Annotated in this window: 8 protein-coding genes and 6 pseudogenes; 6 read left to right on the top strand and 8 right to left on the bottom strand. The window is 69.4% G+C overall.

The window, feature by feature from the left end; all coding sequences use genetic code 11:
• Positions 1-144 precede the first annotated feature (144 nt).
• Together E0504_RS49625 and E0504_RS49620 are read left to right on the top strand one after the other, a co-directional pair.
• Positions 145-396 carry a hypothetical protein gene (locus E0504_RS49625; RefSeq protein WP_112107060.1) on the top strand — a complete coding sequence of 84 codons (252 nt, stop codon included), beginning with the start codon at positions 145-147 and terminating at the stop codon, positions 394-396.
• Positions 397-935: 539 nt separating this feature from the next.
• Positions 936-1,783 (top strand): annotated as a pseudogene (locus E0504_RS49620) (DUF4158 domain-containing protein); the annotation flags it as partial.
• On the opposite strand, the gene E0504_RS49615 reads toward E0504_RS49620, so the two are convergent.
• Positions 1,755-2,657 (bottom strand): aminoglycoside phosphotransferase family protein, encoded by a 903-nt coding sequence (locus E0504_RS49615; protein WP_131628095.1) that lies wholly within the window; start codon positions 2,655-2,657, stop codon positions 1,755-1,757. The pseudogene E0504_RS49620 and the gene E0504_RS49615 overlap by 29 nt on opposite strands.
• 58 nt (positions 2,658-2,715) lie before the next feature.
• Positions 2,716-2,904: pseudogene (locus tag E0504_RS49610) on the bottom strand (SAM-dependent methyltransferase); the annotation flags it as partial.
• A gap of 205 nt (positions 2,905-3,109) precedes the next feature.
• On the opposite strand from E0504_RS49610, the pseudogene E0504_RS53300 reads away from it, so the two are divergent.
• Positions 3,110-3,393, top strand: a pseudogene (locus tag E0504_RS53300) (hypothetical protein); the annotation flags it as partial.
• Between the two features lie 180 nt (positions 3,394-3,573).
• Here E0504_RS53300 and E0504_RS53295 read toward each other — a convergent pair.
• From E0504_RS53295 to E0504_RS49595, 3 genes and pseudogenes are all read right to left on the bottom strand, one after another.
• A pseudogene (locus E0504_RS53295) lies at positions 3,574-4,146 on the bottom strand (SAM-dependent methyltransferase); the annotation flags it as partial.
• Positions 4,147-4,548: 402 nt separating this feature from the next.
• A complete protein-coding gene (locus tag E0504_RS53950) occupies positions 4,549-4,677 on the bottom strand; it encodes a hypothetical protein (RefSeq protein ID WP_255565712.1) in 129 nt (42 codons plus the stop codon).
• A 386-nt stretch (positions 4,678-5,063) separates the two neighbouring features.
• Positions 5,064-5,669 (bottom strand): TetR/AcrR family transcriptional regulator, encoded by a 606-nt coding sequence (locus tag E0504_RS49595; RefSeq protein ID WP_112107063.1) that lies wholly within the window; start codon positions 5,667-5,669, stop codon positions 5,064-5,066.
• 138 nt (positions 5,670-5,807) lie between these two features.
• On the opposite strand from E0504_RS49595, the gene E0504_RS49590 reads away from it, so the two are divergent.
• Complete coding sequence (locus tag E0504_RS49590; protein ID WP_112107074.1) at positions 5,808-6,713, top strand: TIGR03620 family F420-dependent LLM class oxidoreductase; 906 nt, start codon at positions 5,808-5,810, stop codon at positions 6,711-6,713.
• 113 nt (positions 6,714-6,826) lie between these two features.
• On the opposite strand, the gene E0504_RS49585 is transcribed toward E0504_RS49590, so the two are convergent.
• Both E0504_RS49585 and E0504_RS49580 read right to left on the bottom strand, forming a co-directional pair.
• Complete coding sequence (locus E0504_RS49585; RefSeq protein WP_306769454.1) at positions 6,827-7,099, bottom strand: hypothetical protein; 273 nt, start codon at positions 7,097-7,099, stop codon at positions 6,827-6,829.
• Between the two features lie 101 nt (positions 7,100-7,200).
• Positions 7,201-7,464: pseudogene (locus E0504_RS49580) on the bottom strand (helix-turn-helix domain-containing protein); the annotation flags it as partial.
• A gap of 115 nt (positions 7,465-7,579) precedes the next feature.
• Here E0504_RS49580 and E0504_RS49575 point away from each other — a divergent pair.
• Positions 7,580-9,741: pseudogene (locus tag E0504_RS49575) on the top strand (Tn3 family transposase).
• A gap of 53 nt (positions 9,742-9,794) precedes the next feature.
• Here the strand turns inward: E0504_RS49575 and E0504_RS49570 are convergent.
• On the bottom strand, positions 9,795-10,316 hold the full coding sequence (locus tag E0504_RS49570) for an ATP-binding protein (protein WP_131628097.1): 522 nt from the start codon (positions 10,314-10,316) through the stop codon (positions 9,795-9,797).
• Between the two features lie 356 nt (positions 10,317-10,672).
• Here E0504_RS49570 and E0504_RS49565 point away from each other — a divergent pair.
• On the top strand, positions 10,673-11,016 hold a 344-nt coding region (locus E0504_RS49565), incomplete at its 3' end, for a transposase (RefSeq protein WP_131628093.1).

Raw genomic sequence — 11,016 nt, 5'->3', positions numbered from 1 at the left:
CACAACCAGATACGCGCCCTAGTACGCCAGCGGTGCATACCTCCAGGCGTCGCTGTACTCGACGCAGTACGTGGCGTCCGCCGGCGCATTTCTACCGTCCGCGCCTGGACGCGCCCGCCGCAGTAGGGCCCCGGCTTCGGCGCCGTGTTCTGGGCACGGATCACCACGGCGGGATTGCATGGCACGCCGCTGTACTTCGGCCCGCTTCTCGACGCCACGCCCGGCCGTGGCGACGACCGGAACCCGCTGATCGACGTCCGGCTCGCCGCGCAGGGAGTCGCTGCCCGGCGAGCCGTTGTGGACCTCGCGGGGTTCGACGCCGGCACCTACCAGCGGTGGGCAGGCGTGCAACCTGGCGATCTTGAGCAGGTCCGGCGGCTGCTGGCGAGGCGGTAATCGACAGCCCGTGCCGCGCCGGATGCGCGGCTGCCCACGGCGGTGTCCCACGCAGCGTCGCGCGTCGGGTCCCGACTTCCGGCCCATCCCACCCATCCGCGATACGTTTCGTTGTTACGTTATAAGTGACGTAACAACGAAACGTATCGGAGGTTGGTGACGCCGTGTAGCTACCACTCCCCTGATTTCTGACGCCCGAGAAGGGAGGCTTCTCGGGCGTCAGAAATCAGGGGAGGGTCGCAGGGTCCGGAGGCATGCCCTGGTCAACCGAGGACACCGGGCTGGCTGGTGTCACGAGGCCACGAAACGCAATGAAACGGAACGACGGAACCGAGTCGGCGTGAGCAGCCATCGACCCGTGATGCTCCGATAGCAGTCAGGCCCCTCACCGCGGGGCTCGGTCGGCAGGCGGACGACGACCCGGCGCACCGCCACGGGGTCGCCGTAGCATCCGCCGAAAATCGGGCGGATATGGCTCGATAGGTTCCCGAGCGGGGAAAGCCCACCGGGCGGGCCCCGGCTCTGGCTACGGTCCGGCCGTGCCGGTGGAGTTTCTGACTGATGAGCGGGCCGAGGCATACGGGACGTTCACCGAGGTGCCCACGCGCCCGGAGCTGGAGCGGTTCTTCTTCCTCGACGATGACGACCGTGATCGGATCGCGCTGCGGCGTACGGACACGCACCGGCTGGGGATGGCGGTGCAGATCTGCACAGTCCGCTACGTCGGCCGGTTCCTGGGCGAGGACCCGCTCGCCGTGCCGTGGGAGGCCGTGGAGTACCTGGCCGGGCAGCTCGGCATCGCCGACGCCTCGTGCGTGAAGCGGTACCCGGAGCGCCGGTCGACGGTGTACGAGCACGCGGCGGAGATCCAGAAGCGGTTGAACTACCGGGACTTCACCGACCGGAAGTGGGGCCGGGAGTTCCGCAGCTTCCTGTACGGGCGGGCATGGACGCACGCGGAGGGGCCGGTGGCGCTGTTGAACCAGGCGGTGACGTGGCTGCGCCGGCACCGCGTGCTGCTGCCCGGCGTCTCGGTGCTGGCCCTGCGCTACACACCGTGCGCCCGTTCCTGTCGCTGCTGGGCGCCGCCCCGGCTGGTCGGCGCATCCTGAAGGCGGTGCGGTGTCTTCCCGCGTTCTCGCGCCGCCGGGCGAAGGACCGGCCGCTGCTGCCCCGCGAGGTCGACGCCGAGCTGGTGCCGGCGATGTGGCGGCGGGCGGTGTTCTCCAACGCCAAGCTGCCGCAGGGCGCGGTCGACCGCGACGCGCACGTGGTATGCGTGCTGGAGCAGCTGCACCGCGCGTTGAACCGGCGGGACGTGTTCGCCTCCCCGTCCAATGAGGATCGTCGCTCCGTACCTACATCAAACCGCCTCTCAGAACACGATCGAGCGCTGCCCGGCCTGCGGGTCCCCACGTCGGCTTGCCGCCAGGAAGGCCCCGGTCTCCGTTCTGGCCCATCAGCATGAGGAACAGGCTTTTCAGAGCAGCCAGCCCGCGGGCGCGCCGGATCATCGTCTCGTCCGCATGCGCGTACACGTCGAAGAAGCGTGAGGCGGCGCCCGCAGGAAGGACTACCCATGCGGCCGCGAGGTCCCACGCCGGATCGCCGGCGAACATGTCACCGAAGTCGATCACGCCTGAGAGTGTCCCGTCCGAGACGACGACATTTGCGGGATGAAGGTCACCGTGCACCCAAACCGGCGGACCCTCCCACTCGGGCGCCGCAACGGCATCGTCCCAGACGACCCGGACATCGTCGGCAATGCCGCCGGGGACAACGGCTTGAAAGAAGTGGTCGAAGCCGTCCGTGCATTTCTTGGGGTGAGCGCCGCGGTCCGAACTGATCGGCGCCTCAGCTGGCGCCTCCACGTGGAGCGCTCTGAGGAAGCCCGCCAGAGTGTCGGCCGCGTGGTCGCCGCGGCTGATCGAGGTGTAGTCCAGTGGCTCGCCGGGAACCCACGTCATGATGGTCCAGGGCTTCGGGAAGCGCACGGACGGTTCACCGATCCGTACAGGGACCGGGACCGGGAGCGGCAGGCGCGGGGCCAGGACGGGCAGCCACCGGCACTCCTTGCGCTGGAGGTCCGGGGCACGTTCTGTACGCGGCATGCGCACGGCCAACTCGTCCCCAAGGCGCCACTGCTGGTTGTCCCACCCGCCCGCCACCTCGCGGATGGCCAGCCCTGCAAGATCCGGATGCTGCTCCTGTAGCAGGTCATGGACCAGGTCCGCGGTGATCTTGATCTCGGAGTTGGTCATACGAAGCCACAGTACTGGGCAGGCGCCGACTCTGGCTCCGCTCATGATCCGCGACTGGCTAGCTGCCCGAGCCGGTAGCCGACGGCGGTACCTCGACGACAAAGAACAGGAAGTTGGGATTGGTCGAAAGGTCCTGGAAGCCGTCCGGGAACAGCTCACGGGCGGCCGGGTCGGGCTGCGGCTCGCTGATGACGGAAAGACGGAAGCCGGCGGTGGTGAAGGCATCGGTCATCGCGTGCAACAGCCTGCTGCCTGGACCCCGACCGCTCCATCACCTCGATCGTCAAGCTGCTGGGCGTCTCCCCGGGCACTCTCTACAACCACATCCCGGGCCTGAAGGAACTGCGCACCGGTACCGTTCCCCGGCAGCTCGAAGCCTCAACGGCGTAGGTGAACCCCGGCAAGATCAATCTCACCGGGATTTCCTGCACCCCAACTACTTACGCCCGGAGGTGCGCCGGCTTCCCGAGCTCTCGCGGCAGCGGGTGTCGCAGAAGCCGCTGCGCCCTGACGACATCGACGCCGACCTGGTGCCCGGTGTGTGGCGGTGGGCGGTGTTCCCCCACCGGCGGCTGCCGGTGGGGGCGGTCGACCGGGACGCCTATGTGCTGTGCGTTCTGGAGCGGCTGCACGGGGCGCGCTGCGTCGCCGCGATGTCTTCGCTGTCCCGTCGAAGCGGTGGGCCGACCCGCGCGCCCAGCTGCTGGACGGCGCCGACTGGCAGGCGGTGCGCGAGTTCTGGCACCCCACCCCCACCCGGCGCCGACGTCTCCCCCGCATCGTCACGCGTCAAGAGAGGAGGCACCAGCAGCGTGGATGACGCTGTCAGGCTAGCAGTTGGCAGATCGGTCAGCCGCATCCATTCAATGTCGGGATCGCAGATTGGAATTGGGTTTATCCGATAGAGCGCAACCCTGTGATCAGAATTATAGTGGCGCAGTAACTGCTCCGTGAGGACGCCGAGGTTCTTTCGATAGTCGTACCGCCATCGAAAATCCAGCGCGCCGATGACCCCGACCTGCCACAGGATAAGATGCGAGGTCGGGTCGTGACGACGCCGATTGACGAGAAAATCAGTCGTCTCGAAACTCTGGCATCCTGATGTTGAAGGGTCGACCCCGAAATCGGCAAACAGCCAGTCCTCCGCGGAAACCGCAGGAAGCATCCGTGCCGAGTATCCCTCCGCGCGGGCTTGTCTTATCGATTCATGTGTCGGAAAGGCAAAAACGCCAGGATGGCCGTAGTAGGCCGCGCAGGCAAAGTTCCCAAGCCGAACTTCGGAAAGAATCCGCGCCACCATTTCGGCGTAGGTTTTCTTCCGATCTTTTCCCTGCTCATACAGAGCATGCAGGTCTTCGGTCGAAGGATTGAGATCGCGGATAGTCTTCGCTGTCAGCGGGTCGGCGATGACATGGAAAACTTTGTCCGCCTGCTCCAGGCACGCCCGGGCTTCAAGCGTGATATCGCCAACACGGCATCCAGTCCCCACCCACGATCAACCAGCCACGACTCTTCTTCTGCTCCACGGCAGGCAGGGCTACTCCTTCCCTGGAAAAATTGACCGTTCACAGCCACGCCACGCCACCAGTACGACGACCGTCCCCGCACATCGAGTCGACAATCTATCTACTCATACGGCGACCACGACCCCGACGACATGGACAATGCCAGGATTTGCCATCCTAGCCCCGTCGCCGAACCCAGCGTCATTGGCGAGCGCCTGCTGAATAAGTACGGGGTCCCCCGAGAGAATCAACGCCTGCTCGGCAACGGAGAGACCTGCTTCATCGACAGCAGGGTCGGCTCGTACACGGCCGAGCACCTGCGGCGCGGTCCTGAGCCCGTGCCCGCGTGCGCCCGTCCTCGATCGAGGACGGGCGCACGCAGCGGTTCAGGTCCGCTTGCCGAGAATGAGCCCCGAGGGAGTCTCCGCCAGGACTCTGCCGGGACCGGTGGTGTCGGACCCGGCCGCGACCAGACCGGCGGCCGCCGGGACGAACGGGAGTGTCAGTACCAGCATCGTGTGTCCGCGCATACCGTGTATTCGTGGCCGGGCCGGGTCCGGATTGGTTTTGTTCGTGAGAACGGATCCGGATCTGGTGCTGATCTTGAAACTTGGTGATCGTTCTGGCCTCGACCGTGGGTTCGGGCTGTGGTGCCGTGCTGCGATCATGTGCCCGGTCTCGTGCCGACCGAGAGGCGTGCCCGCAGTGCGGCACCATGTCCGGGCCGCGTGCACGGGAAGTACCGGCGCCGGCTGGTGGACACGGCGTTCGCGGGAGCCTCGGTGCTGGTCGAGCTGCTGCAGGGTCGAGTACAGGGGCCGCGGATCCTCGTTCCGATCCTCCTCGACCCCCGTGTACCCGAAAGACGCGCTCCGGCCGCGGTCTGGAGGGATCGGCGTGATCAGTCCGGGCGGCGGGCCCTGTCGGTCGCTCTGAGACCGTCGAGGGTGAGCGACAGCAGCCGGTCTGCGGTGACACCGTCGGGGACGGCTGCCGAGGCCTGCTCGCATGCCCAGGCGAGGCCGCTGACCAGGGTGAGCAGCTCGAGGGCGGTCAGGTCGGAGCGGATTTCCCCGGCGCGCTGCGCCCCGGCGAGCAGGGTCGAGCCTGCCGTGCGCATGGCCGCGCAGGCGGCGTGCAGCTCGGTCGAGGTGTCACGCAGGGTCTGCATCAGCGTGGCGGTGAGCCCCCGGTAGGCGCTGGTGAACTCGACGAATTCACCGAGCCAGACGGTCAGCGCGGTGCCGGGGGCCGTGGTGGCCGCGAGTTCGTCGGCTCGCGCGGTGAGGCGGTCGAACCGGTCGTGCAGGACGGCTTCGAGCAGGGCTTCCCGGGACGGGAAATGGCGGTAGAACGTGCCGGTCCCGACGCCGGCCCGCCGGGCGATGTCTTCCAGGGACGCCCCGGTGCCGTGTTCGGCGAAGGCGAGGCGTGCCTGTGCCAGCAGCCGCTCGTAGTTGGCCCGGGCGTCGGCACGCAGGGGCCGCGCCCTGGTCGCACCGCTCACCGCTGATCCCTCCCCCGCCTGAGGACCGGAGGCTACCTCCACCCCGCACACACATGCGGAGGCAGTCTCCTGTTACGGTGGCGTCCGCTTACAGGAGGCAGCCTCCGGTTTGGTCGGGGGTGGTGGAGGGGAGCAGTGGTGGCGGTAGCGGAGACCCGGCGGCAGCTGGGCAGGTTCGGGGTGTGGGTAGCCCCGTTCTCCTTGCTCGAGACGTCGGTGGCGGTGCAGCGCGCACAGTTCGCCCGGATCGAACATCTCGGGTACGGCTCCCTGTGGAGTGGGGAGACGCCGCCGGGTGCGCCGACCGGGGGCCGGGAGGCGTTCACCCAGCACGGGTTGATGCTCGCCGCGACCGAGCGGATCGTCGTCGGTACGGGCATCGCGAACATCAGCACCCGCACGGCGGGTGCGATGCACACCGGTGCCGCGACGCTGGCCGAGGCGTATCCCGGCCGGTTCGTGCTCGGTCTGGGCGGCCAGTCCGGTGACCGGCCCCTCACCCGTCTACGGGAGTATCTCGACGCGATGGACCAGGCCGCGCGGGCGTTGGCGCAGCTGCCGGCTCCGGCCTATCCGCGTGTTCTCGCCGCGCTCGGGCCACGCGCCCACAGGCTGGCTTCCGATCGCGCCAACGGCGTGCACCCGTTCCTGCAACCGGTGGCGCACACGGCGGCGGCCAGGGCGGCCGTGGGCCCGGACCGTCTGGTGATTCCCCACCAGGCCGTCGTGCTCGACACGGACGCGGACACGGCCCGGGCACGGCTGCGGGCGGTTTTCGCTCTGGGTGTGGGCGCCTCGGACTCGCCTTACACCGTGCACTACCGGCGGCTCGGCTACAGCGAGGCGGACCTGGCCGGGCAGCGCAGTGACCGGCTGGTCGACGACGTCCTGGCCTGGGGTGACGAGGCTGCTGTCGCGGCCCGGCTGATCGCGCATCTCGACGCCGGTGCCGATCATGTGCTCGTGCACCCGTTCGCGGCGGACCTTCCCGCGGCGGTCGACCAGCTCGAACGGCTCGCTCCCCTGTTGCGCGACGCAGCCTGACCGACCGCGGACCCGACGGTGCACGACGCGGATCGCCTTCGCGACGTGCGGGTGATCTACACCTTCGACGGCCTTCGACGGCAGGTGACACCGGGCCGGGAACGACTGGCTGGTCAGGGGAGATCGGCGGCGAGGACCACCAGGTCGTGGCGCTGCCAGGCGATCCTGGCCCGGAAGCCGGCAGCGTGCAGCCACCCGATCTGTTCACGCGCGCCGCTGGGCTTGTCGTGGGCGGCGTTGGTGGGAGTGCGGGCGTCCCGGGGATCGTCGGGGACGACCACATCACCGAGGACGAATCGGCCGCCTGGGCGCAGGACGGCCGCGACCCGCGTGAACAGGTCCGCCTTTGCGGGGCCGTCGAGGTGGTGCACGGCCAGCGCGGACACCACCAGGTCGAACGGGCCGGCTGGCAGCGGGTCCTGCAGCCGGCTGACGTGCAGGTGGGCGGTGGGTAGGGGTAAGGCGCAGATTTCGGCAGGATTGAACGCTAAGGATTGATCTTGTGGGCGGTGCGGTCGAGTACCCGGTAGACGGTGGCCCGGGAGACGGTAAACAGTTCGGCGAGCTCAGCGATGGTGTGCTTTCCCGCGTCGTTGAGCTCGACGAGGTGGGCCTGTTGGCGGGCGCTGAGCTTCGGCTGCCTGCCCCGCAGCTTGCCTTTGGCCTTTGCGATGGCCATGCCCTCGCGGGTGCGCATCCGCAGCAGGTCGACCTCGAACTCGGCGAAGGTGGCGAGGATGTTGAAGAACATGGGGGTTGAGGAGGAACCGTTCAGCCGTTGGCGCTAGCGATGATCTAGGCCACGGTGTGGTCGGGTCCGCCGATACCCGTTCCCGCTGCGCGTCTGACTGGTTACGTTCCGGGGTGTGCCGCTGGAGTTCCTGACTGATGCGCAGGTGGCCCGGTATGGCCGGTTTCAGGGGGTGCCGTCGCGGGCTGAGCTGGAGCGGTTCTTCTTCCTGGATGACGTCGATCGGGGTCTGATCGCGGACCGGCGGGGTGATCACAACCGGTTGGGGTTCGTGGTGCAGGCGACGACGGTGCGGTTCCTGGGCTATTCCTGGAGGATCCGCTGGATGTGCCGTGGCCGGTGGTCGAGTACCTCGGGCAGCAGTTGGGGATCGGGGACGTGTCGTGTGTGAAGCGGTACACCGAGCGGTCGAAGACGGCCTACGAGCATGCCTGGGAGATCCGCGACGCCTACGGGTTCCGCCCGTTCGAGGACGAGCAGGCCGCGGCTGAGTTCCGCCGGTTCCTCGACGGCCGGGCGTGGACGCACGCGGAGGGACCGGCGCGCTGTTCGACGAGGGTGTCGGCTGGCTGCGCCGAGGGCGGGTGCTGCTGCCGGGGATCACGGTGCTGACCCGGCTGGTCAACACCGTCCGCGAGGCGGCGGGCAGGATGCACGCCACGCTTGCTGAGGCGGTCGCCGCGGCTGATCCGATGCTGCCGGCCGTGCTGGTTGGTGCGTTGACGGTGCCGCCGGGCGGGCGGGTGTCGCGGTTGGAGGAGTGGCGGCGCGCGCCGACCCGGGTGTCGGGGTCGGCGCTGGTGAAGGCGTTGGACCGGGCGGCTGATCTGGCCGGGCTCGGGGTACGGCGGGTGGACTGCTCGGGTGGTGCCGGCGAACCGGCTGGCCTCGCTGGCCCGGTACGGGCTGGCGAGCAAGGCGCCGAGCCTGGCAGAGCTGGCCGAGCCGCGGCGGACCGCGACGCTGCTGGCGGTGTCGCGGCATCTGGACGCGGTCGCGGTCGACGACGCGCTGGATCTGTTCGCGTTGCTGATGGCCACGAAGCTGATCAACCCGTCGCGGCAGGCGTCGAACGCCGAACGGCTGGGCTGGCTGCCCCGCCTGGAGCGGGCATCGCGGGTGCTGGCGCTGGCCGGCCGCGCCCTGGTGGACGTTCTCGACGCGGCAGCGACCCGCGGCCGGAATGTGGACGTCGCGGCGGCCTGGGCGGCGGTGGAGGCGGTCGCACCGCGGGAGCGGGTCGCCGGCGCGATCGCCGTCGTCGAGGAGCTCGTGCCGGACGGCGACAGCCGCATGCGGCTCGCGGTCGAACGCCTCGAAGCTCTGGAGATTCCCGCGAGCCTGGAGGCGCTGCGTGCGCGGACGGCGGCGATGCTGCCCCGCGTCGACCTGCCCGAGCTGCTGCTGGAAGTCCACGCCTGGACCGGGTTCCTCGACGCCTACGTCCACGTCTCCGGAGCGGCCGCGCGGATACGGGACCTCCCGCTCTCGGCCGCGGCGCTTCTGGTCGCCGAGGGCTGCAACGTGGGCCTGACCCCGGTGATGAATCCGAACGACGAGGCGCTCACCCGCGGGCGGCTCTCGCATGTGGACCAGAACTACCTGCGGGCCGAGACCCACACGGCGGCGAACGCCGCCCTCATCGACGCGCAGAGCCGGATCCCGATCGCCGCAGTGTGGGGCGGCGGTCTGCTCGCCTCCGTCGACGGGCTGCGGTTCGTCGTCCCGGTCCGCACCCTCAACGCGGGGCCGTCACCGAAGTACTTCGGCTACAAGCGGGGCCTGACCTGGCGGATGCTCGGCCGCGACGGCCACCCCACCCCGCTGGGGCAGGCCTTCGCCGAGTACGGCCGGATCGCCAAGACCCTGCACCTGCTCGCGATGGTCGACCCGCTCGACGACACCCACCGCCGGGCGGTGAACACCCAGACCACCGTGCAGGAATCCCGCCACAAACTCGCCCGCACGATCTTTCACGGCCGCCGCGGGCAGATCTACCAGGCCTACCGGGAAGGGCAGGAAGACCAGCTCGGCGCGCTCGGCCTGGTCCTCAACGCGGTCGTGCTGTGGAACACCCGCTACCTCGACGCCGCCGTCACCGCCTTACGCCAAGCCGGACACGTCGTCTACGACGCCGATATCGCCCGGCTCTCCCCGCTCGGGCACGCCCACCTCAACTGCCTGGGCCGCTACTCCTTCTCCCCACCGTCCCAAGGCATCGGTCTGCGGCCCTTGCGCAGCCCCGAGGATGAGCCCGACGAGAAGACAGGTCCATGAGCCAGCAGCAGGAACCGTCCGGCTTCGCCGCGGTGACTGGTCGGTGACGGCCATTAGCTGTCGGTGCAGGTAGGCCAGTGCTCGGCCGCCCACTGCGCCCAGTCCGGCCAGCCGGGCGGTGGGCCGGGGATCTCGCCGCCGTCGAGCTCGGCGGCATCCGGTACCTGGAACTGCTCACGCCATCGGTCCACGTCGGCGACGCTCATCGGGAACGTCTGGTGCGGCGCCGTGGCCTGGCGGTGTGCGATCCGGGCGAGCTGGATGTCGGGGTCCACGGGAAGATAGACCACCTGGCTGGCGGCCCCGGCCGACCGTGCCAGCCAGCGCAGCGCCGAGCGTTCGTCGCGGCCCCACAGCCCGTAGTCGAGCACGACGCTGGTCCCCAGCCGCAGCGCCTGCAGGGCAATCGAGACAAGCCGCCCCTCGAGCACGAAACGCTTGCCGTCGGCCATCGGTTCACCGAACAGCGGGACCATCCAGTGATCCGGGGTCAGCCGCAGCGCCCGGTACGCCGCGGCGAGCTGCCTGGCTCGGGTGGTCTTCCCTGCTCCAGGAAGACCGACCATCAGAATCATCGTGGCGGCGCGCGGATCGGGCTCCGCGAACAGGCCAAGCCGCCGCTCGGCGGGCCCGGCCGCGGACGGGTGCGGGAAGGGTTCCTGGCGTTGTGCCTGTGCGTCGGATCGCTGCGGCGCTGACATGACTCCCCTGATCAGGCAGGACGAGCCGACAGCGCAGCGCTGGACGCGTACGCGGCTGCCGGCGGGACACCGATCGGGCGGTACGCCAAAGCGATGCCTGCCCGGCTCGGGGCAGGCATCGGGACCGCGGTGACCGCGGCCCTGGTACCGCCGCTAGGGCGCGTATCTGGTTGTGATCTGTCTGCGGGATTCGTCCTGGTGGCGGGGGCTGGTCCGGTAGGTCGTCGTGTATGACACGGGTGCAGTTGACGGACGAGGAGTGGGCGTTCATCGAGCCCTACCTGCCGATTGGCAGGTTCGGGCCGTATCCGCAGCGGCTGCGGGCGCAGTTCGAGGGCGTGCTCTGGCGGTTCCGGACGGGTGGGCAGTGGCGGGAGATGCCGGCGGAGTTCGGTGCCTGGCCGACGGTCCACAACCGGTTCCGGCAGTGGCGGGACGCCGGTGCCTTCGAAGCCCTGCTGGAGGGCATGGTCGCCGAGGCCGCGAAGCGGGGTGAGGTGGACCTGTCCCTGGTCAGGGTGGACTCCACCACCGCCCGGGCGCACCACGACGCTGCCGGGATGCACCTGGCCGA

The organism is Parafrankia sp. BMG5.11 (assembly GCF_004337455.1).
The sequence above is the reverse complement of the archived record's forward strand: the minus strand, read 5'-3'. Positions and strand labels throughout refer to the sequence as shown.